Here is a 22,732-nt window from a genome sequence, read left to right on the forward strand (position 1 = left end):
ATTGACCTCCCGTTACAGAGTAGTTTGCTTTGGCAATGAGGGTACGGCGCTGATTTCAGAAGCTATCCGCCCTACCATCCCGCTCATTACGGTGCTTCTAGCTGTCGAGACCGCGTGTTTGATGGCGTCGGCGTTAGACGAGCCATGGCTTTTGATGCATACGCCGTCGATACCGAACAAAGGGGCGCCGCCATATTGTCTATAATCCATGCTTTTCATGAATCTTGTCAAACCGGGTCTTATTATAGAGGCCGCCAGTTTGGTAAGGGCAGACCGGGTAAACTCCTCTTTCAAATGAGACGTTATCGCACCAAGAGCACCTTCAAACGACTTCAACAAAATATTGCCGCTGAATGCATCGCAAACAAGCACATCGCAAACGCCATTCAGAACATCTCTTGATTCTACATTACCCACAAACGAAAAGTGCTGCTCTTGTAACAAGGTATACGCAGTTTTAACGAGTTCGTTGCCTTTTTTCGGCTCCGCGCCTACATTTAACAATCCGATGCGGGGGTTATCGATGCCCAATACTTTGGACATGTAGACATGTCCCATCCATGCATTTTGCAGCAGCTGAGCGGGAGTCGGGTCCATAATAGCCCCTAAATCCAGAACCAATACATGCCCTCCACTCATTGTAGGCAGCAGCTGTGCCAATGCAGGCCGCTCAATGCCTTTGATTCTGCCGATAACGAAGAGCCCCATTGCAACTAATGCACCCGTGTTTCCAGCGGATACCATAGCGTCTGCTTCCCCGTCACGGACCATCCGTCCGGCGACCACGAGGGAGGAATCCTTTTTGCGGCGAACGGACTGTACAGGCTCATCATCACCTGCGATCGTCTCGGATGCGTGCACCAGATGTACATTCGGAAGGTCTTCGCTTAGCCAGGGTTTCATTCGGTTCAAGTCCCCAATAAGAACAATGTCATCGTCCTTCCACGCTTTTGCCGCCATCAGCGCCCCTTTCACATTGCATTCCGGAGCCGAATCGCCGCCCATCGCGTCGATTGCGATTCTCATCTTAAGCGCCTCCTTGCTTGGCGTATTTCATCCGAATCATCGAGAAATTGACTGTAGATTCAAGAATTGCCGCACGCAAGGGCATTAATGATGGGGTTATCCGAAGCTCGATTCCCGTCAACGACAGCTGGTGGAGCAAGTCCCCTGTTGGCTCCACAGCAACGGGGTTTACGGTCTGCAAGCTGGTATAGTAGCCTGCATTGATATCATACACCGCAAAGCCTTCCTCTTCGAAAACATACCGGTACAGCTTCGTCTCCCGGATCCGCTCCAGCCAATCCGATTCCACCGCAATAATTCGCTGTACAGCGGAATGGCCGAAGAACCTTTCCTTATCGGCTTCCGAAGTCGATTCTTCAGGCCATAGACATACCCGCGGACAATTTCTCGGGAAATAATAATGCGGGGCATGAAACTCATCTATGGCCCATACCATGGCCGGCTCCTCTTGCCGGTAGTCCAGCGTTCTCGGCTCGAACAACGCAATATCGGGATCTTCACTGAAATGATACAGCCGCATGCTTTAGAACCACTCCTTCGTCATAGCAAGCTTAAAAACGGGAAGACCAGGCTGCATATACACAGTCTGGTCTACATTCCTTACTCCACTATCGCAGACAAAGCGGCGTCGTTAAAATATTCAAAATTATGATAAGGACGGTTATTGATTCGCTTCATCGTTACTTGAAAATTAATCGCAATAAGCTCGTTATCGGGATCGACCATAATCTGGGTATTCCCTCTCCCGGAATGCGAGAACGTTCTCTCGGATCTTAGCGTTCCAGTATAATCCTGCTTCGTGCCGCTGACGTTCCAGCCATATCCCCAGCTCGCTTCCTTGAAAAACTCGTCCCCGAGTCGCGAAGAGACGCCCGGCACTTGATTCATCGTCATTTTTTGCACGCCAAGCTTGCTTAAGAGACGAAAATCATCGTAGAGTCCTTGATTAAGAAACGTCTGGCAAAAGACCGCCATATCGTAAGCGGTAGAGCAAAGTCCGCTTCCGCCCCACGGCTTGGTCAAGTTCTCGTATTCGGCGAAGCGCGGAAACGGCGCATTCGGCGGGTGCTTCGCCACTCGCGGATATTGGTCAGGCGGCACGATGAAGGTCGTATCCTTCATCCCTAACGGCTGAAAGATGCGCTCCGCCATAAAATCCTGGAAGCTTCGCCCGGTTACACGGCGGATAACTTCCGTAAGCAGGGTAAAGCCGTAGCCGCAGTAGTTCATCTCGGTTCCCGGAAAAAAGGACAACGGCGCTTGGTACCCTGCCGTTACATATTTGTAGATGTCCGGCTGCTGATTGTCGGGACACCGGTCCATATCGATTCCCGCTTCGCCGCTCGAAATCGAACTCCAGATATTGTTCTCGTCAATTCCGGAAGTATGTGTGAGCAGATGATGAATGAGAACGTTTTCTTTTTTCTCGCCGGCAAATTCAGGTATGTAATCCTGCACGGGCAATGCAACCGCAACTTTCCCTTCCTCCGCCAGCACCATGATGCCGGTTGCCGTAACCGGCTTGGATATCGAGGCCAGTTGAAAAATCGTATCCAGCTTCATCGGACCGTACGTCTTGTCGTACTCCGGATCAACATAAAGCTTATGCGAGACGATGATACCTTTGCGGGCTATCAAAGAAACGATAATCGGTGAAACTCCGCGATCCACCCAATCCTGCTGCAATGCTTCCAATTTGGCGATTCGCGTCTCGCACATCCCTGCTTCATGAGGATGACCATACCGTAGACCCATATCCAACCACCTCGGCGAATTCATTTTACCTGCAAACACTAATAATACCATAAATATCCATTTGCGCAATCAAAAAAATCAACTCTTCTTCCGTCTCCTAAATATCATGAACAGCCCGCCGAGAAGCGCCATGATAAAAGCAGCAGCGATATACAATCTAAAGGGACGAATGTACCCGTAATAAATCATCCGGGCCTGGAACATTTGATAACTGGTTTGGTATGCTTTCATTTGATCGGATAAATCCGTTTGCTGCGTAGGCGTGTGCCCCGAAGGCAGCTTGGCCAGGTCGTCAGAGGCCGCTGCAAGCAATTTGGTTCGTGAGCAAGTCGAGGTATGCCATTCCACCGCATTCGCGTTATTTGTTTGGTAAGCATATACGAGATAGCTTTCTCCAAGCTGAAAATCAAAACCGCAAGCGGTATCGCCGCCTGCGCTAGTCATCACTACGAACTCGGTTTGGTCTGTTCCTTTCCACGACTGCTGAACTTGAAACCGTACGACATACCGATGATCGTAGATTTCACCTTTTTTCCGGTCCTCATGAACATTTTGGCGGATATCGAGCACTTGTCCGGCAAAGACAACCCCCGCCATATCCAACGCTTTTAACGGGTCTTTCTCATAAGAGCAGCTGCAGCCGCGGCACAGCCCGGGAGAGGCGATCAGCAGGAAAGCGAACACCATCGCGGCTATCCAATTCTTTTTCACACCGTACTCCTTCAACAAGTGCTCCAAGGAAGACTAACCGGGATGCGAACGTTTTCTTCTCATCATCATTTTGGCGCCGAACCAGACTGCGGCGAGAACGAATGGCACCCATAACAGCTTGAGACCGTATTGATAAACGAGCAGACCGACCTTCTCCACATGATCGCCCGCCAAACGGCCTGCAGCGAAAAACAACAATGTCCAAACAAAACCGATGGAGTATGAAATGAGGGCGTAACGGCGGAACGACATTTTATTAACGCCGACGATATAAGGAGTGATGTGTCTGACGACGGGAAAAAAGTAGCTGATGACCAGCGCCATATTGCCGTATTTATCGACGAGATTTTCTGAAATCTGAATGTATTTCTCCATGTTTTTCTTGCGCTTTAATTTCTCAAGCACCGGTGTTCCGATATAACGGCCCAGGAAGTAACCGAGCGACAAGCCGGAGATGACGCCGAGATACGTCAGGATAAATGCGGGAACGACATGAAGCAATCCGCTGGAGGTTGCGGCTCCGCCTGTCATTACAATGACTTCATCGGGTATAGGCATACCGACAATGCCGAGCCACAGCGCAAAAAATAGAGCCGCATAACCGTACTGGCCGATCATGGTGAGCAGCATATCGTAGGTCATGAACGGATCACCCTCTTTTGCGGCAAATGTAGACAAAGGCAGGCGGCAGATTGAAGGGGACGAATTGAATGGTTTCAATATCGAAGTATTCGCTTAACTGCTGCTTCATTTGCAGAGAATATTGAAAGGCGACGAACAAGCCGCCGGGCTTCAGGGAGTACATAATCTCATTGATGATTTCGTCGCGGATCTGCTGCGGAAAATTGAAGAACGGAAGCCCGCTTATAATCGCGTCGAGCTGTGCGATACCTTCGGTCTGGATCGCATTGCGGATTTGACATGCATTGGAATAGCAGCCCATTCCGGGATAACGCTCAGCCAGACCTTTGCGCAAGCTGTCCTCCTTCTCGAACAACAGCACTCGCGTTTGCGGTCTTGCCGCCGCATGGATATACTCGGTAATCGCACCGGTCCCCGCGCCCAATTCGGCAACGGAATCTATGTATTCCCAAGGAATATACCGGGTCATGGCCCTGGCCAAATATTTGGAGCTTGGTGTTATGCTTCCCACATCTTTGGGAGACTGGATGAATTTATGAAGAAACTGGAATTTCTCTTGAACGATTGAGCTAATGTTTATCATTTCACGAGCCTCTCCCTAATTGGGTATTCTTGTAATCTTATACTAATAGAATACAAATTTTGGATCGTAACTTCAACAGTCCGCAGCCCGGTATTTTACTAGACCTAAGGCTAGGTGGATGAATAATGAATCCATTGTAGCATATTTTGTAATTTTGTAAGCGATTACTGTTTATATTATTCGAAAGAGCCGCCTTCATGTTGGGGGGTATAGTAGAAAGGTAAGGTCTCCCGGGCAGTAGTCGTCTATTGAATGAATCGGGAAACCTCAGCCTAAGCCAAGTAATGGATGCCTCCTATCGCCCGGCCTGCTTGTTCAAAAATTGCAGTGTAGCCAGCAGCGCTTCCTCCAAATGAGGCGTTGTGCCCTGAAACGGATGGACCGCTCCGAAGGTATGGGTACCGCCCTCAATCACTGCAATAGGATGCTGCGGCGCGCCTTCGCGCAATGCCTCGAAGCCCGCTCTAAGCCGCGGGGAATCTTGATCGCCCTGTACCTGAAGCACGGGAATGGCCAGCTCCGCAAGCCGCTTGACGATATCGTATCGCTCCCCGTTGCGTTCCAAATCCTCAAAAAAGCTGGCGCGGATGGGCATCTCCTGCTTCGTTCTGGCGTTCGCCACATACCCGACGCCGTCCTGCTCCACCTGCACTTTGAACGCAGCGTCGAACAAATCCGCCCAAGCACTGCCGTTCCAGGTGACGAGGGCGCGGATCTCAGGATGCTCGGCCGCAAATACGATGCCGCCTGCGCCTCCCCAGCTGTGACCGACCAAATAGATCCTGTTCGTATCGGCCTGCTCGGCGAACGGCAGCTGCTTATCCAGCAGCCTCCGCAGAACAAGCTTAAGATCGGCTTGCTCGCGGGAGAACGTATTGAGGCCGAACTTGTCCAGTTCGTCGAAATCGCTCTCTCCTACGCCGTTGCAGGAGAAATTATACGTTACCGTATAATAGCCCTCCTCTGCAAAACGCGAAGCGGCATATGGGAAAAACCCCCAGTCCTTGAAACCTTTAAACCCGTGGCTGATGAGCAGCACCGGTCTCGTCCCATCTCCGCCGGCACCGCTGCCATTGGTGTTGCAAACACGGATATCACCGCGAACGAACAGCGGTGCTCCCGAATCCAAACAACCTGCGTCCAACACAAAAGACTCTTGAACAACGGAATGCCGATCCAACAGACTTCCCCCTCTATTCCATTAACCGTGGATTGCTTAGCAAAATTTTGAAATCAATCGGAATATTACTAGCATACCATATCGGCCTTTCCGATTGCCAACAATGCGGAGGGCAGCCCTTCCTTCCCTTCATAAATGAAGAGATGGCGGACTGCCCTGTTTATTATGATCCTATTAATGAATGACTCTCAGCTTGTCGACTCCGCTGAAGGCGTTGCCGTTCTTCAGCTTGCCGGTCACTAGAACTTCTACTTCTCCCTGCCGGCCCTGCAGTGAAGCGATAACCTCATCTCGATCGAACTTGACTGTGCTTTCGCTTCCCTTGCCTGCAAGCCCGTCTTGACCCTCGTCCTTACCGGCATTTTTACCTGACTCGGCTTGTGCCTTGACCACTTTGCCGCCGTAAACGCTCATCTGTACGGTAGAGGCGTCGACGGAAGCCGCATAGCCTTCAGGCAGCTTAACGGATACCGTCATGGAGTTGGCTCCGCCGTTGCTTTTCAAATTCAGTGTGCTCGGAGACAGCTTCACCTCCGCCGGAACGACCACGTACATATTCGGAGCCTGTGGAGCGGTCATGCCTTCGCCCAGATAGAAGCTTGTATGCGGCGGCTGGTTGTACGCGACGTTTTGCCACGCGACGCCCATTCGGTATACAGGGTCATGCATGAGCGTATAAATGCGGTGGTTCGTTACCGCCGTCGTAGTATAGATATGCAGCGCGGAGCTGTCGATCGTTCTCCATACGGCTTCTTCCCTCCAGTCGCCGAACAGGTCGGCTGTCAATGCCGGATTCGCCTTCGTGCTGTTGTTCGAGGCAGCTTCCTCCGCGGTCAGCACGTTCACGGATTTGAAATTGACGTAATCCCATTTGTCAATCCGGTTGTTATCCAGCAGCTCGCGCTGCAAATCGCCGTCCCACCATATGCCGAAGTTAATGGACGGAGTGGACGAGCTGATCTTGACCCCTTGGCTGGAATACAGGCCGACCCCGGTCGATGCCCACGCTTCCTCGCCCTTGTAATTCGGGTCGATGTCCGCAGCCATGCCCCGGCCCGTATCCTTGCCCGTAGGTACGCCCCACAGCACGGTTCCGTCTGCAGCATCCCACATGGCCGCGCCATACGGGGAATTTTTGTCTTCATTGACCTTGAATACTTCAAGGCCCGGACGATCCGGGTCCAAATCCCCGACATGCAGCGCGTCGCCATGACCCAATCGCGTATTGTACAGCCCGGTGCCGTTGTCGTCGACCGTCATTGCACCGTACACGATTTCGTCCTTGCCGTCGCCGTCCACATCCGCTGCGGTCAAGTTATGGTTCCCTTGTCCGGCGTAAGCCTCATTGCCTGCGGTATTGCTGTCGAAGGTCCACACCTTGCTCAGCTGTCCGTCCCGCCAGTTGTAGGCAGCGAGCACCGTCCGCGTATAGTAGCCTCGTGCCATGACAAGGCTCGGTCTTTCCCCGTCCAAATAAGCAACCGTAGCCAGGAAACGGTCTACGCGGTTGCCGTAATTGTCGCCCCAGCTCGTCACCGTTCCGCGAGGAGGATCGTAATCGACCGTTGCAAGCGCCTTGCCTGTCTTCCCTTCGAAGACGGTCAAATACTCGGGACCGGACAATACGCGTCCCGGACGGCTGCCCGTTAAATCGCGGTAATCCGCCTGAGGATCGCCGATAACGGCGCCCGTTCCGTCGGTCGTGCCGTCCGCGGTCTTAAACGCGACCTCCGACTTGCCGTCCCCGTCCAGATCGTAAACCATAAATTGCGTATAGTGGGCGCCGGCACGAATATTTTTGCCGAGTGCAATCCTCCACAGCATCGTACCGTCCAGCTTGTAAGCATCGACAAACACTTCGCCGGTAACGCCGTCCTGCGAATTATCCTTGGAGTTGGACGGGTCCCACTTCAGCACGATCTCATATTGTCCGTCGCCGTCAAGATCGCCCGCGCTCGCATCGTTCGCGCTGTAAGTAAAGACGGAACCGTCCGGATTCGTGCCATCAGCCGGCTTTTGCAGAGGAACGGAGAGATAGTTCGTTCCCCACACGTTCACCTGCTCCGAGGCAGGCTGCTCTTTACCGTTCAGAACGGCACGGACCGAGTACACCGAATTTGCGGTGCCTTCCGTATCCGCATAATTGGTGCTTGTCGTAATCGGCGCCGCATTTACCTTAACGCCGTTACGGTACAAATTAAACGCTATGGAGTCGGGTTCGTTGCCTAGCAGGCGCCAGCTGACGAATACGCCCTGCTCCACCTTGACGGCGACCAGACCGCGGTCCAGCAATTCCATTTGCCGCTTGACGGGTGACGCACCCGCAGAGATTGCGCTGCCCGCTTCGGCAGCAGCCTGCAGCGGTATTCCTGCTGCAGCGATCAGTAAGGAGCTTAGCAGAATCCCGCTTGTTTTTCTTACCTTACGGTTAATCTTGTCGAACATCATTTCAGCCTCCTGACGAGTTCATTGAATTGACCTTTGCATGGTCCACGAGCAAATCTTTATGTCCTGCTCATTCCTGCTTCCCGGCATGTATGCGGTTCCAAAACTACGGTGCAGCTCCGTTCAAGCCGAACTAAAATCAACTTTCCTCCTTTCTGAATACTTACTGGATGCATTACGCTCCCACGGTGCTTGCTTCCATTCTCACAAGCTTCAGGAGAATTCGGTATGCGGAATACCTCCCCCACCATAAAGGATTTTGCTCCAGGCAACAATTGCATATTTTTTATTCGTTTGTATTTTTTTGTAATTGGGTGAAAAAAGGGGTTGTACTTTTTTGCAAATTTTGAAAACGTTTACCTCCGCATTGCCTTTATGGTACGCTACTGACAATGACTATTTTCCAAAAGGCGGGCTGGATCATGAAGGATCATTTTTTCTTCCCCGGTTTTTTTACTTCCTTTCACGTGTGGAACGTTCTGTACAAAAATGCCGAGAAGGGCTCCGTCTATCCCAATCATAAGCATCCGTTGTTGGAAATCTTGTATATCGAGTCCGGGCTGATGAGCGAATGGGTCAATGGCGTGGAATACCGGCTGCACGCAGGCGATTTTATCATGATCAATACGGGCGATCTTCATTATCCCGAAGCGCACGAGGAGAGCCGGTTTTTCAACTTTCATTTTGACGTTGAGCCACGCGAGGTGCATTCCTTGTTCCACAGGCTCGGCAAACCGATCGTCAGCGCACAGCAGCCGCCCGAAATTCGCGAGGAAATCCGTCATTGGATGAACCGGCTTATTCAGCTGTTCAAGGATGACGACGAGCTTGCTTTTACGAAAAAAATGATCCTGCAGTCGATGATGATGCAGTTTCTCGCCTTCCTGCTGGAAAAGATCGTGATTCCCGAAGGCAACAACGTGTCCGTCGCTTCGAACTCCAAATATTTGATTGCTACCGAGGTCGCTTATTTGCTGGAGACATACGGAGGCTCGGAAACGCTGCGAATATCCGAATTGTCCGAACGGCTGCATGTGCACCGCAACCATATTACGAATTGCTTTAAGCAGGTGTACGGGATGTCGCCCAAGCATTACTTGACCAAGGTCCGGGTGGAAAAAGCGAAGAAGCTGCTGCAGGAAACGAGCTTGTCGGTCGAGGATATATCGGAGACGCTGATGTTCTCGTCATCCGCTTACTTTTGCAAATTTTTTCGCGACAACGTCGGAACGACGCCATTCAAATACAGGTCGGGAGCCTTGTCTTAAAGGCAATGGACCGGCTTAGCCAGAGAGTCCTTCGGGCTCTCTTTTTTCGGTTTGACTATCAGCTGTGTGCAAAATTGATATTTTCGCATTCTTTTTTTCATTGTTGCAGGGTGAAGGGCAATGATACGATACTACTAAACCGCTTACATTTTTCACACAGGCTAACGCTTAAACGAGGGGGACTGTACAATGAACATGCGTTTTTTGGCAGCTGCCGCAGCAGCCTTCATGACTTTGACCGCAGCAGCAGGATGCGGGAAAGGAGACGCTCCGCAAGCGACCGGCCCAAGCACGGATTCGGGTAATTCTGCCGTAGCTCCAGCCAAACAGGAAGAGCCTGTCAAGCTGCTGATGGCTCAAAAATGGTCTGAAATTAACGACGCCGACTTCAAATCATTGATTGTGGAGCCGTTGCAAAAACGATATCCGCATATTCAGATCGAAATGCTCAAAGGGGAAAACATTAAAGAGATGATCGCCGCAGGTACCGTTCCCGACATCGTCGCCACCTGGGTCAACCTCATTCCGGACTACCAGGAGCTGGGTCTGGTCGAGGACATGACGCCGCTGATCAAAAAGCACAGCATAGACTTGGGCCGGTTCCAGCCGACCTACCTGGATACGATACGCGGCTATGACAAAAATGGAGGCCTCGTAGCCCTCCCCTACGATGCGAACTTCAATGTCATTTATTACAACAAGGACATCTTCGATAAATTCGGGGTGGACTATCCGAAGGACGGCATGACCTGGGATCAGACGATCGAGCTCGCCAAGCGCGTAAGCCGCGAGGAGCAAGGGATAAGGTACCGCGGGCTGGAAACCGACGGATACGGCAAGCTGGCGCTGCAAATTGCCCTGCCATCGGTGAAGGACGGCAAATCGAACCTTGGCGACGGACAATGGAGGAGCATTCTTGAGCTGGCCAAAACAATAGAAGCGATTCCTTACAACGAGCCTGTGCCGAACGTACACCAGCGCAACCAGTTCATGAAAGACCGCAATCTGGCGATGTTCGCTACCGGCAACAACTTTAATCTGCTCGCTGGCGACGCAGCCAAAGGCTTGAACTGGGATATCGCTCAATATCCGAGCTATCCGGACAAACCGAATCAGGCGGGCATGGTCGACGAGCATGTCGCCTTCGTCAGCAAGACGAGCAAGCATAAGGACGAGGCGTTCAAGGTGATTGAAATTTTGACCTCGGACGAAATTCAGAAGAAATTGACCCGTGCATCCGGCAAGCTGTCCGTGCTGAAGGATAACGGCATACGTCGCGAGCTGGGCGCAGATATGCCGGTTCTGCAAGGAAAGAACCTGGATGCGATTTTCAAAGGCACCTACATCCCCGCCTACACGGCAACGAGCAAATACCCGGATGCAGGAAAAATCCTCAGCGAGCAAGTGACCAAATATTTGAAAAACGAGCAGGATGTCAATACGACGCTTCGTATGGCCGATGAAGGGCTCCAAAATCATATAAGACAAATTGACGGAGCCTCCGGCAAGTAACCGACTACAAAGAGACATATCGGAGGGAAACATCTTATGGTAAGAAACGCGATGTTATGGAAGGATCTGTCCGGCCTGCCGATTCACGCCCACGGCGGAGGCATGCTGCAATCGGGTCCGTATATATATTGGTTCGGCGAAAACCGGGAAGGACGCAAGCGGGTATCGTGCTACCGCTCCACCGACTTGACTCATTGGGAGTTCCGGGGGGATGTGCTCACACTGGATTCCCCGTTCGAGCCTATAGACATGCGCACCTCTCCCGAGCTGGTAACCGATCCGGATACCGGAAGAGGCGCCAATATCGAGAGGCCGAAGGTCATTTACAATGCCAAGACAAGCAAATACGTCATGTGGATGCATTGGGAGAACGGCAAAGATTACTCGGCGGCTCGATGCGCCGTCGCTTCCTGCGACACGATAGACGGCGACTATGTATATCATGGCAGCTTCAATCCGGTCGGTGCAATGTCACGGGATTGCACCCTCTTCGTCGACGATGACGGTACGGCCTACTTTATTTCGGCGGCAAGAGAAAATGCGGATTTGCACATGTACCGTCTGAGCAGCGACTATTTGACCATCGACGAGCAGGTACGCACGCTGTGGCCGGGCCAGTATCGGGAGGCGCCGGCTGTCGTGAAGCGCAACGGGGTCTACTTTATGGTGACATCCGGCTGCACGGGCTGGGAACCGAATCAGGGCAAATACGCTTATGCCCATAGCCTTACGGGCTCGTGGTCCGAGCTGTACGACTTGGGCAGTCCGACGACTTACGATACGCAGCCGACGTATATTCTCCCTCTGCAGGGAAGCGCCGCCACCAGCTATCTGTATGTGGGCGACCGTTGGTATCCGTCGAACTATCATCAATCCTCTTACGTGGTGCTTCCACTCGAGTTTCCGACCGATACGACCATGAGGCTGTATTGGGCGGATACAGTACACATCGATGCCGGTAAAGGCACAGTCGCTACCGCCTCCAAGGACAGTGGTGTGTGGAGAATACGCACCGCCTCACACCGGTATTTGGCGCCGGATTCGAACGGTGCGCTAACGGCACAGACGCTCAATTACATCTCGGAGGAGCAGTTGTGGCTGCTGGAGCCGGACATGGATGCGGGGCAGGAGGATCGAATCGTCCGAATCCGGAATAAAGCATGCGGACGATATATGGAGCCAATGAAAGCTGATGGTGCGGTCGAAGCTGTGAGCATAGCGCTCTCGGATCGCTCTGACCGGAGCTCGCAGCAATGGGGCATGAAGGCAGAAGCCAAGGAAGGCTGGTTCGTCTTGACGAACCGGGATTCCGGCCAGGCTCTGACCTTAAGCCGGGAGCATGAAGGCAAGCCACGCTTACTAGAGTTGAGCGAGGACGGTACCCCCGGACCGGGACAGCGGTTTTTGTTCGTCCCCCATTACGGAGCTGACGGCGCTGGCGAGGAATAGCAAGCATCGTAGAGCTTGTTGACGATGCCGTTATATCTCATTGAACGATAAAGAAACCTCCCGACCACTTTCATTGTGAAAGCGGTCGGGAGGTTTTGTTCGCTCTGCTCAGGGTAAGAAGAACCTTCTCATCTAATTTGTGAAATCATATTTCATCAATTGAGACACTGAAAGGGAGAGAACAGCCCGGTTGGAGCTTCGTAGGGGTTTGACTGACCGCTCCGCAGCACAGATAAGCGTGCTTGTCCGCTACAGCTCAACAACGGCTTTGATGACGCCGGTCTCGGGCTTCAGCCACGATTCGTATTCGCCGATCATGTCGTCGAAACCCACACGATGCGTGATGAACGAGCCGGTATCGATATGCCCGTCCCGGATGCTCCGGATCACGTGCTCGAAATCGACACGGGTGGCATTCCGGCTGCTGACGATGCTCATCTCGCGCTTATGGAACTCCGGATCGCTGAACGCAATATCGGACTTGACCAAACCGACATAGACGAGCCGGCCTCCATGAGCCACATAGCGCAGAGCGCTTTCCATCGATTTGGCATTGCCCGTAGCATCGAGGACAACCGTCGGGAAATCGCCTCCGGTAATCGCCTCGATCTCTTGAACGGGATCGTTCTTGGCGTTTACAGTGAAGTCCGCAGGCGCCCACTGCTTGCAAAACTCGAGCCGCTCGTCATTGATATCCAATGCAATGACCTTCGCTCCGGCCAGCTTGGCGAATTTCATAACGCCAAGCCCGATGGGCCCCGCGCCGATGACAAGCGCGAATTCCCCCTGCTCTATCGCAGCTCTGCGGACCGCGTGAGCGCCGATGCTGTAGCATTCGACGATCGCCGTCTGGTCGAACGTCAAGCCTTCGGTTGAGAGCAGGTGGTCGGCTGGCACGGTCATATACTCCCGCATCCCGCCGTCCTGATGAACGCCCAGGACGCTCATCTTCGTGCAGCAGTTCGTTTTGCCGCTGCGGCAGGCGATGCACTGGCCGCATTCGATGTACGGCATGATCGTCACCATATCTCCTGCCTTCAAGCCGTTCGCGTTCGAACCGATCTCGACGATTTCTCCCGCAAGCTCGTGCCCTAAAATGCGAGGGTATTCGAAATAGGGCTGGTTGCCCCGATAGGCGTGCAAATCCGTGCCACAAATGCCGATGCGGCGAATGCGCACCAAAGCTTCTCCAGCGGCTGCCTTAGGCATGTCCGTCTCTTTCATTTCAAAACGGTTGGGCTCTTCACATACAATCGCTTTCATGAACGGTTCCCTCTTTTCTCTCGATTCGTGCCTTGCTTATCGCTATGTAGTTATGATACCTTAATGTTACCGATAACAATACGATAACATTCCCTTTGCCGTTCGTCAATCCATGGAACGGTTGAAAATATTCTGTGTTTGTTTTCATGTTTGCGGCATACGCAGTGCATCTCTGAGCATTATTTCAGCACATCACGATGAAGATCATAGTGTATTGAGAGGATTATGAAATGGTAACCATTTATGATATAGCCAAAAAAGCAAACGTATCGCCGATGACCGTATCACGGGTCATTAACAATTCGCCTTCGATCAGCGAGACCACACGCAAGAAGGTCGAACAAATCATCCAAGAGCTGGACTACATACCGAACAAGCAAGCCCGCAGTCTGACCTCCAAAAAAACGAAGCTCGTTTCCCTCGTCATTTCCGATATTTCCAACCCCTTCTTCACTACGATAGCCCGCGGAGCCGAAGACAAGGCGCTTCAATCAGGCTATCAACTGCTGCTTGGGAACTCGGACGAACAGACGGAGAAGGAATCCCGCTACATTGACATGCTTCTGTCAACTCATGTGGACGGCGTGCTTATCGCTCCGGCAGGAGACCTTTCCCATACGAACCTGCGCAAGCTGGCCAAAAGGAAAGTCCCGTTCGTCTTCGTCGACCGGTATGTGGAGGGGATCGAGGCGGATCTGGTCATGGGCGATAACGCGGAGACTACGCGCAAGCTCGTCGCCCATCTGGCCGAGCAAGGGCATAAGCAAATTGCGCTTATTAACGGCCCTTCATCCGTTTCGAACGCGCGGGAACGGCAGCAAGCCTTCGAGGACGCGCTTGTCTTGAACGGCATCGAAGCACGCCCTCATCTTGTCATTGAATCGCACTTCCGTCAGGATAACTTTCCGGATATCGTGCAGCGCTTGATGAGTCTGACTCCGGAGGAGCGGCCAACTGCGATTGTAGCGGCGAACAACTTTATCGGCATCAATACGCTTCGCGCACTGCGTGAGCTGAACCTGCGCGTTCCCGACGATATCGCGGTCGCCTGCTTCGACGATCCGGAGCCGATCCCGGATTATAATCCGTTTCTGACCGTCGCCGCACAGCCCGCATACGATATGGGATATATCGGCATGCAAATGCTGATCGAACGGATGGAAGGGACGGCTCCGGCAGCTAACCGCAAGGTGATGCTCCCCTCCCGGCTCATCGTACGCAAATCGACGCAGCGGACGGAGTAGCTTCAGTCCTAGTGGGTTCCGAGGCAATGAAGGCGCCCTGCCTGCCGCGGCTAATTTCTGCACCTTAACCGCCGAGAATGGTTTCAATAGAAAAGACCGCTTGCTGTAAGCGGTCTGCTAGTCGAGAAAAGTATCGAGAGACTGTCGAGAATGTAAATGCTGCTGTGTACCCTGGTGAGGTAACCCACCCTAGCCGCTGTCGTTTTCACAAGACTTCATTGCGCTTTCTAGCTGCAAGTTTTTGAAAACAGGGACGGTGCGTGCTGTACTTGATCCGGGCTGCGAGCCGGACATCCCCGTTGTGAAATCGTTTAGTTCCAGGACACTTTCGGACCGTAGATCCGTTATTCCGCCAAAGAAAGCGATATTCGGCATGTTTTCGGACATACGATCCGCTATTAGCCTGTTTTCAAGCCAAAAGCATTACTTTTTCAGCGAATAAGGTATCTACGGTCCGATAGGTCCGCCATTTGCCCGGTTTTTCTCCAATTAGCGTACGCTGTGTCCGATCCCCGCTATAGATGCTGCTCGATCGCTAAGTTCCTGAGTGATCGGGACTGCGAGATGCTCGTCGATCATAACGCGTCCCGATAACAATCTGTATCGACTATGTCAAAATAACCGGTCCCAGGCTTACACGGAGTCCGTTCCCCTTAATGATGCCGCTCAACTCAAAATTTCTGCTAGAACGAAGCTATGGCACGCCAGAACATCATCAGGCGATTGCACGCAATCATCTCAAGACCAGCAGCAGAACCGGCACAGCAAGCTGTTTCGACTATGTCAAACTATCCGGCCCCACGCCTACATCGAGTCCATTCTTCTTAATAAGGCTGGCCGAACTTACGTTTTCCGTTCTTGATGTTATTTTGATGAGCTCTGGAAATGGCAGGGTACCATGTGCCAACTTCGTTAGGCTCTGGAGATCGCTGAGCACCTCAGCAAGCACTTAATAATGAGCCAGCTCGGGACATCAATCAGCCCAGTACGCGTCGGGTCCGTATGGGTACACTAGCGGAATCCGACCAATCGCCTCGCAGAGTTGCAACGCATGATGTGCAGCTTGCTTTTATAGAGATACCCCGTATGCTATTAACCGCTACAGCCACTCCGCAATCTTCAGAGCAGCAGCTTCCCCGTTGGCTATGCAATCCGGAATTCCGACGCCGTAGTACGAGCAGCCGGCCAGCAAAACATGAGGAAATAACGCATCCATCTTCGTCTCAAGCGACTTCACGATTTCGGGATGCTTAATATGATAGTTCGGCATCGTTTCATGCCATTTGGTTACATTGAAGGTAACCGGCTTGCCGGTAATGCCGAGACTTTTTTCAATATCCTTCAAGCCGACCTCAAGCAGCTCGTTCTCCGACATCTTCTGCAAGGTCTCGTAGGAAGCGCCCGAGCTTTTATAAAACAACCGCACTAACAACTGACGGTTAGCGGAAGTATGATCCCATTTGCGGCTCGTCCACGTACAAGCGTTGCATATCAAATGATCGTTGTCCGCCGTGATGAAGCCGGTTCCGTCTTTGGGAAGCAGATGGTCGGGAATATCGAAGCCCAGGTATACGCTGATGAGCGAGCTGTTTTTGAGCCCGCTGAAATCCTCATCCAGCTCCTTCGACTGCAGTAGAGCTTGCGCACCCGTATGAAGCGTACTGAGCACGATGTAATCCGCCTCTATCACATCCGAGTTCGCAAGGGTAATCCGGTAACCGCCGTCCTGCGCCTTCTCGATCTTCTCGGCTTTGACCCCCTTGCGAATCTCCGCATCAGTCAGCCGTTCCTCCATTGTATCGACGAGGCAGGACACTCCGTTTTTGAACGACATGAACTTTTTGCCGCCGGAGCTCTGGAACTTCTTCTTGTTCGCCGACAATCCCTGGATGATACTGCCGTACTCGTTCTTGTAGTCCAGCAAATAAGGCAGCGTGGAAGCAATCGTCAGCTCGTTCAGTTGACCGGAGTAGACGCCCGAGAGAACGGGAGAAATTTGCTTTTCCACCAGCTCTTTGCCGAGGAAGCTCTCCAGAAATGCGCCTATGGAATCGTTCTTCGTAAAGGTTTCATTCACCGTATAAAAATCCTTCAAAGCCTCGACCTTGCCCTCCGCAGACACCAGATTGCTCTTCGCCAGCGATTCCACGCTAAGTGGGATGCCGAACACCGTATCGTCCGGAATGGGCTTCAGCTCGCCGTCGGCGTAAATAAACGATTTGCCCGTCGCATTATATACGACCTCGTCCTGCAAGCCGAGCTCCTCCAGCAATGGAGCTACGTTGGTTTTGCGGGTCACGATCGAATCGGCTCCGGCTTCCATAATAAAAGGCCCCTCGTGGACCGTATCGATTTTGCCGCCCAATGAATCGCTGGCCTCGATCAGGATACAGCGTACGTTTTTGTTGTCGGCCTTGATCTGTTTATGCAAATAGTAAAGCGCAGATAATCCGGTTATGCCCCCGCCAATGACTACGACTGTTTTCAAAGTAGTTACACCTCAATTATCGATATGTTGGATCGAATCGTTTTTTATTAGTATAACACTCCCGGACAAAACAAAAAGGATACTGAAATCACATCAGCACCCTTTTTATGTTACATTTTTGTGTCACTATGTTAAGCCGAAACCATGCCGCATAGAAAATGAAGCTCAATTCAACCGTTCGACCGCTACCTCGCCGAGGAGACGCTGCACATCGCCGCTTTTCACGTATCCCGCTTTGTCCGTCAATGCATTAGCGGTGCCGACGGCTGTCGCGTATGCGATGCGTTCCAGTGCAGGAAGCTCGCGGGCGGTTCCGATGGCCATACCGGCAACGTAAGCATCCCCGCAGCCGACCGTGTTGACCGCATCGATACGCGGCGCAACGGCGCGGTACACGCTGCCTTCGAACGAGCACAGCGAGCCTTGCGCGCCCAATGAAACGCTGACCGCCGGAATGCCCTGCTCGTGAAGCTTGGCGAGCTGCTCTTGGAGCGATTGCTTGGCGGCGGAAGAATCCGCATCGAATGCCGCACCGAGCAGCTGAACGATTTCATCCTCATTCGGCTTGATGAAATACGGATTTCCCTTCACGCCGCTGCGCAGCGCCTCTCCGCTCGTATCGAGAAAAGCGATGGCTCCCGCCTTCTTCACGATGCCGATCAATTCGGCATAATAGCTCACCGGAACGCCGCCCGGCAGGCTGCCGCTGAAGCAGACGATCTGCGAGCGGGCGGCGAGCCGCTCTACCGTTGCCGCCAGCTGCTCCATCGCCTGCTCTGATACCACAGGTCCCGGCTCCAGAACTTCTGTCGAAACGCCGTTCGATTCATCTATCATATTCAGGCACAGCCTGGATTCGCCCTCTATAGCTGCAAAATCGTGCGCTATCCCCTGCCGGTCGAGCGTAGTGCGGATCCAATCGCCGTTGTGGCCGCCGAGAAAACCGGTTGCGGTCACCGGATAGCCGAGCAGGCTGATCACCCTGGCCACATTGATTCCTTTGCCTCCCGGCTCGGCATACATACGATGGACACGGGATACGCGGCCGAGCGGAAACGAGGGCAAATAATACGTTTTATCGATCGCCGCATTGAGCGTGACTGTAGTTATCATTTGAATTCTCTCCTACAAAAGCTTTGTAAAGCCATGCTGGCCTCGGCATCGTGTGAAGCCGTTTAACGCCAGTCGTTCGCTTTGCCGATGCAGCCTACCATACGCATTTTCTCGATGGCCGCCGCCTTGACCGCTTTTTTCGCCGGAATCATATATTTGCGCGGATCGTTCTCGTCCGGATGCTGAGCGAATACGCCCTTGATCGCGTCGGAGAAGACGATTCGGATTTCCGTTGCAATGTTCATTTTCGCCATACCGAGAGCGACGCAGCGCTTCACTTGCTCCTCCGGGATGCCCGATCCGCCGTGAAGCACGAGCGGTACAGGAACCTTTTGCGCAATGCGCTGGATGCGGTCAAAATCGATGTTCGGCTCTCCCTTATAAATGCCGTGAGCCGTACCGATCGCCGGAGCCAGCGTCTGCACTCCTGTTAGCTCGATAAAGCGGACGCATTCATCCGGGTCCGCCATGAGCGCTTCGTGCTCGGCTACTACGATATCGTCCTCGACGCCGCCGACTTTGCCAAGCTCAGCTTCCACGTTGATGCCGGCCGCTTTCGCGATTTCGACGACACGACGGGTTTGTCTTACGTTCTCGTCGAACGGATGCATCGATGCGTCGATCATAACCGAGGTGTAGCCTGCGCGAATGCACTGTACGAGCACATCGAATTCGGTGCAATGGTCGAGATGCAAAGCAATCGGTACGCTGGACCGGTCAGCGGCGGCTTTGGCGGCTGCCGCTATGTAATCGGCGCCCAAATGCTTAACGGTACCGACGGTGGATTGCAGAATCAGAGGAGATTGCGTCTCCTCCGCCGCTTCCACGACCGCCTGCAGCATTTCCAATGTATGAACGTTAAAAGCTCCGATTCCATAGCCGTTTGCCCTTGCCGCTTCCAATAGCGGTGTAGATGAAACTAATGGCATATGATTTCCCCCAAGCAGATGTTTTGTAATGAATCGTTTAAATGAATGCTATTTCCGATTGCATGTCGCATGTTTGCATGTTGGCATACTGGCCAATGCTGCCTGCAGCCGATTGATCAGATGATAACAACTTGCGTCAAGTTGCGCGGCTCATCCGGATTGACGTTTCGTTTCAATGCGGTGTAGAAGCCCAGGTATTGAAGCGTCGGCAAGTACAATACAGCACGAGCGTCATCGGAAATCGTCTCTCCGCCGATCTCTAGAACCGCGTCGGCAAACTTCGTATCTTCGCCTGCTTTTGCCGTCAGCAGCAGCACATAAGCGCCGTACGCCTGCATTTCTTGTGCCACCTTGAGCTCATAGGAACGGGCTTGCTCCGATACCATGACTACAACAAGCGTTCCAGGCTCGACAACCGATTTTGGACCGTGGCGGAATTCCAGCGTACCGTAAGCTTCCGTCCATACGTAAGACATTTCCTTGATTTTCAGGCAGGCTTCCAGGGCGATGCCATAGCTCGAGCCCATACCGAGATAAATGAACTTATTGAATGAGTTCTCGTTGATCAACGATTTTGCAAAAGGATCCGCCGCTTTCACGAGCGCAGCATCCAGTGCGATGACCTGCTCCATCTCACTGACGAGCTTTTCGTTGCCGGATGCTTTGGCGAAAGCCGCTTGCATCATAAACGTCATGCTCATGAAGGATTTCGTCATAACCGTGCTTTTTTCTTTCCCCAATGGAGACACAAGACAAGGTGCGATTTGCGCCATCTTGCTGTCCTCGTAGCAGGTGATGCCGGCTACCGTGATGTAAGGAAGATCTTTGACGGAGTCGAGAGCCAAAATCACTTCGGTCGATTCGCCCGAACGGGATACGCCGATGACCAAATAATTGCGGTGGGCTGGCGCCGTCTGATTGCGGAACAAGAACAGCTCGGAAGAAGGATAAGCCGCAGCGCTTTTGTTCAGCCAAGCCCGGCATGTCGAAGCCATCGATAGAGCCTGGTAGTAGGAGGAGCCGGAACCGATAAAAATAATTTCATCAAACTGCGGGTTAAGCAAATAGCCGTCGATCCAGTCCTGCTGTTGCGATAGTTGATCCCACGCCGCTTGCAGCGCTTCCGCCTGCGCGGAAATTTCAGGATACGTGTATTGACCGAAAGTTGTCATTTCATTACCCCTCTCATCTTAATAATGAAATTTTAAATCATTTTTTTGATTTTTTCAATCATTTATTTCGGGATTATGTCACTTTCGATCAGAAATTCGCCAAAAATATGCCCAATGATGCATAATAGAACCAATACTTATCCATATTGGTATAGAGCAGGAGGCTTTTCCCAAGTGAACTCATTGTTTAAGCAGCTGTCCTTCACTCTGATCTTGAGCCTGCTGTGTGCGGTTGGCTTCGGATGGATAGCCATGCAAATCGGCGACAGCCGGATCGACCTTTTCGACAGCACATGGATATCCATTATTCAAGGCACCCATTCGCCTGTGCTTACTTACATCATGCGAATATTCAGCTATATCGGCGCAGGCATACCTGCAACGGTACTAGCTCTGCTCGTCGTTTATATGCTCTATAGACGATACGGCTATCGGCGGGAATTGATCTTTTTTCTCGGAGTTCTGCTGACTTCTTGGCTGCTGAACGAATCGCTCAAGCTGGCGTTCCAGCGCACCCGTCCCACCATCAACCGCATTGCCGAGGCTACCGGTTACAGCTTCCCGAGCGGCCATTCCATGGCGGCTTTCACTTTTTACGGCATTCTGGCATTTCTTATATGGAAGCACCTCCCGTCCATATGGGGCCGTATCGTGCTGCTTTTGTTCAGTGCAGGGATGATCGTCTCCATTGGTCTAAGCCGTATTTATTTAGGAGTGCATTACCCTAGCGATGTAATCGGAGGGTTCCTGGCAAGCGGATGCTTGATCACGATTTCGATTTGGTATTTTCAAACCTATATGGTCCGGCGCACGCAGGAACAACCTGTTTAAAACAGTGGCAACTAACTATTAAGAGGTGTGAGCCGGATGGCATTTGGCATTGCGCGTCAGGAGCTAAACGAATGGAAAAGCAAGGTTGCGCGCGGAGAAATCGCTTTTTTGACCCATTATTGGTACGAGCCCCGCTTCCCCGGCATCAACACCGTCACGAAGGTCGGCTGCTCCGACCTGAACGTATTGCGTCAATGGTGCATCGACAACGGGCTGAACCCCGAATATATCCATCACCGTTCCGAGTTCCCGCATTTTGATCTGATCGGCCCCAAGCAAAAGGAAATTTTGCTCAAGGAAGGACTTCAAGAGCAGCTGGAGCGATTCCGTATGTAACCGCAATTGAATAAAGGGAGCCTCCGGATAGGAATGTGCCTGTGCGGAGAGCTCCCTTTTCTTTTGCTTTGGCGGCGAAAAAAGCTTGCCTGCGGGCCAGCTAAGGTTGATTTGTCAATCACCATTGAAAGGGATTGATGGATACTGCGGAGAGGTCGCTAGTGAGCCAAATTGCACCATTCGCCAAGCTATTCGTGCAGTGGCCACAATTAAGCGTATCAGCAACATCTACGTACCTATCAGACAAAGTAACGAATCTTCGCTAGATTCACTCCCTCGTCTACTGCACCTATCGAGGAGATTTAAGCTAATCCTCGCCTATTTCCGAATCTATCGGACTCAATGCCATTACCAAGCCAGATTCATTCCATTTTGATATACCCTATTGAAAAGTGATGATTATTGAGCGTATCCGCAACATTTTGTTCGCAATCGGGCTGTGTAGCATTGCTGAGCTAGATCCACTCCCCTGCTTGCTGTACGTATCGGACACAGAATCCGCTATTGTGGTAAAATCACACCATTTGCCGCACTTATCGGACAGAGAATCCGCTAATTGCTGCAAACTCCTCTGATTTCGCCTCAAAAAGGGCAAATAAGGGATCCTGTGTCCGATAGCCCGTGAATTCGGTTAGGCCCCCTAATTCCGGAAAGTTCTTGAGATAACTCACGCCTATCGTAGAATAGCTATTCTTTCCAGCATTTTACGAGGATTTTCGTTTTACACTGCACGTCTATATGCGGCCAGTTCGCTTGAAGCTTCTTTTGCCCACTCTAAAAATGCC

Annotated in this window: 19 protein-coding genes; 6 read left to right on the forward strand and 13 right to left on the reverse strand. The window is 52.2% G+C overall.

Features of this window, described 5'->3' with window-relative positions:
• Window positions 1-12: 12 nt before the first annotated feature.
• The 8 genes from plsX to ACFQ88_RS17050 all read right to left on the reverse strand — a co-directional run bounded on the left by plsX (window position 13) and on the right by ACFQ88_RS17050 (window position 8,345).
• The gene (gene plsX / locus ACFQ88_RS17015; RefSeq protein ID WP_379454882.1) at window positions 13-1,026 is read right to left on the reverse strand and encodes a phosphate acyltransferase PlsX; all 1,014 of its coding nucleotides are present in this window, start codon (window positions 1,024-1,026) and stop codon (window positions 13-15) included.
• 1 nt (window position 1,027) lies between these two features.
• The gene (locus tag ACFQ88_RS17020; protein ID WP_379454883.1) at window positions 1,028-1,546 is read right to left on the reverse strand and encodes a DUF6886 family protein; all 519 of its coding nucleotides are present in this window, start codon (window positions 1,544-1,546) and stop codon (window positions 1,028-1,030) included.
• An 80-nt stretch (window positions 1,547-1,626) separates the two neighbouring features.
• A complete protein-coding gene (locus ACFQ88_RS17025; protein WP_239628114.1) occupies window positions 1,627-2,781 on the reverse strand; it encodes a serine hydrolase domain-containing protein in 1,155 nt (384 codons plus the stop codon).
• Between the two features lie 78 nt (window positions 2,782-2,859).
• Window positions 2,860-3,492: a hypothetical protein gene (locus ACFQ88_RS17030; RefSeq protein WP_379454884.1), complete on the reverse strand. Its 633-nt coding sequence runs from the start codon at window positions 3,490-3,492 to the stop codon at window positions 2,860-2,862.
• Window positions 3,493-3,525: 33 nt separating this feature from the next.
• The gene (locus ACFQ88_RS17035) at window positions 3,526-4,134 is read right to left on the reverse strand and encodes a DedA family protein (protein ID WP_239628118.1); all 609 of its coding nucleotides are present in this window, start codon (window positions 4,132-4,134) and stop codon (window positions 3,526-3,528) included.
• A 7-nt stretch (window positions 4,135-4,141) separates the two neighbouring features.
• Window positions 4,142-4,717, reverse strand: a complete 576-nt coding sequence (locus tag ACFQ88_RS17040; RefSeq protein ID WP_239628121.1) for a class I SAM-dependent methyltransferase — start codon at window positions 4,715-4,717, stop codon at window positions 4,142-4,144.
• Between the two features lie 295 nt (window positions 4,718-5,012).
• A complete protein-coding gene (locus tag ACFQ88_RS17045; RefSeq protein WP_379454885.1) occupies window positions 5,013-5,897 on the reverse strand; it encodes an alpha/beta hydrolase in 885 nt (294 codons plus the stop codon).
• Window positions 5,898-6,071: 174 nt separating this feature from the next.
• Complete coding sequence (locus tag ACFQ88_RS17050) at window positions 6,072-8,345, reverse strand: rhamnogalacturonan lyase (protein ID WP_379454886.1); 2,274 nt, start codon at window positions 8,343-8,345, stop codon at window positions 6,072-6,074.
• A gap of 419 nt (window positions 8,346-8,764) precedes the next feature.
• Here ACFQ88_RS17050 and ACFQ88_RS17055 point away from each other — a divergent pair, with 419 nt between their 5' ends.
• The 3 genes from ACFQ88_RS17055 to ACFQ88_RS17065 all read left to right on the forward strand — a co-directional run bounded on the left by ACFQ88_RS17055 (window position 8,765) and on the right by ACFQ88_RS17065 (window position 12,571).
• Window positions 8,765-9,610, forward strand: a complete 846-nt coding sequence (locus ACFQ88_RS17055) for a helix-turn-helix transcriptional regulator (RefSeq protein ID WP_239628126.1) — start codon at window positions 8,765-8,767, stop codon at window positions 9,608-9,610.
• Window positions 9,611-9,799: 189 nt separating this feature from the next.
• A complete protein-coding gene (locus tag ACFQ88_RS17060) occupies window positions 9,800-11,122 on the forward strand; it encodes an ABC transporter substrate-binding protein (protein ID WP_379454887.1) in 1,323 nt (440 codons plus the stop codon).
• Between the two features lie 36 nt (window positions 11,123-11,158).
• Window positions 11,159-12,571, forward strand: a complete 1,413-nt coding sequence (locus tag ACFQ88_RS17065) for a family 43 glycosylhydrolase (RefSeq protein WP_379454888.1) — start codon at window positions 11,159-11,161, stop codon at window positions 12,569-12,571.
• A 249-nt stretch (window positions 12,572-12,820) separates the two neighbouring features.
• On the opposite strand, the gene ACFQ88_RS17070 is transcribed toward ACFQ88_RS17065, so the two are convergent.
• On the reverse strand, window positions 12,821-13,834 hold the full coding sequence (locus tag ACFQ88_RS17070) for a zinc-binding alcohol dehydrogenase family protein (protein ID WP_379454889.1): 1,014 nt from the start codon (window positions 13,832-13,834) through the stop codon (window positions 12,821-12,823).
• Between the two features lie 230 nt (window positions 13,835-14,064).
• Here ACFQ88_RS17070 and ACFQ88_RS17075 point away from each other — a divergent pair, with 230 nt between their 5' ends.
• Window positions 14,065-15,078: a LacI family DNA-binding transcriptional regulator gene (locus tag ACFQ88_RS17075; RefSeq protein WP_379454890.1), complete on the forward strand. Its 1,014-nt coding sequence runs from the start codon at window positions 14,065-14,067 to the stop codon at window positions 15,076-15,078.
• 1,099 nt (window positions 15,079-16,177) lie between these two features.
• Here the strand turns inward: ACFQ88_RS17075 and ACFQ88_RS17080 are convergent.
• The 4 genes from ACFQ88_RS17080 to ACFQ88_RS17095 form a co-directional block, all read right to left on the reverse strand.
• On the reverse strand, window positions 16,178-17,566 hold the full coding sequence (locus tag ACFQ88_RS17080) for a protoporphyrinogen oxidase (protein WP_379454891.1): 1,389 nt from the start codon (window positions 17,564-17,566) through the stop codon (window positions 16,178-16,180).
• A 165-nt stretch (window positions 17,567-17,731) separates the two neighbouring features.
• Window positions 17,732-18,679 (reverse strand): 1-phosphofructokinase family hexose kinase, encoded by a 948-nt coding sequence (locus ACFQ88_RS17085; protein WP_379454892.1) that lies wholly within the window; start codon window positions 18,677-18,679, stop codon window positions 17,732-17,734.
• Window positions 18,680-18,741: 62 nt separating this feature from the next.
• Window positions 18,742-19,608, reverse strand: a complete 867-nt coding sequence (fba, locus tag ACFQ88_RS17090) for a class II fructose-1,6-bisphosphate aldolase (RefSeq protein ID WP_239628140.1) — start codon at window positions 19,606-19,608, stop codon at window positions 18,742-18,744.
• Window positions 19,609-19,724: 116 nt separating this feature from the next.
• Window positions 19,725-20,780, reverse strand: coding sequence for an SIS domain-containing protein (locus ACFQ88_RS17095; RefSeq protein WP_379454893.1), 1,056 nt, complete (start codon window positions 20,778-20,780; stop codon window positions 19,725-19,727).
• Window positions 20,781-20,954: 174 nt separating this feature from the next.
• Between ACFQ88_RS17095 and ACFQ88_RS17100 the strand changes: the two genes are divergently transcribed.
• Both ACFQ88_RS17100 and ACFQ88_RS17105 read left to right on the forward strand, forming a co-directional pair.
• Window positions 20,955-21,611 carry a phosphatase PAP2 family protein gene (locus ACFQ88_RS17100; RefSeq protein WP_379454894.1) on the forward strand — a complete coding sequence of 219 codons (657 nt, stop codon included), beginning with the start codon at window positions 20,955-20,957 and terminating at the stop codon, window positions 21,609-21,611.
• A 36-nt stretch (window positions 21,612-21,647) separates the two neighbouring features.
• Window positions 21,648-21,947, forward strand: a complete 300-nt coding sequence (locus ACFQ88_RS17105) for a hypothetical protein (RefSeq protein WP_379454895.1) — start codon at window positions 21,648-21,650, stop codon at window positions 21,945-21,947.
• Window positions 21,948-22,732 lie beyond the last annotated feature (785 nt).

Source organism: Paenibacillus sp. NPDC056579, from assembly GCF_042793215.1.
Taxonomy (GTDB): domain Bacteria; phylum Bacillota; class Bacilli; order Paenibacillales; family NBRC-103111; genus Paenibacillus_S.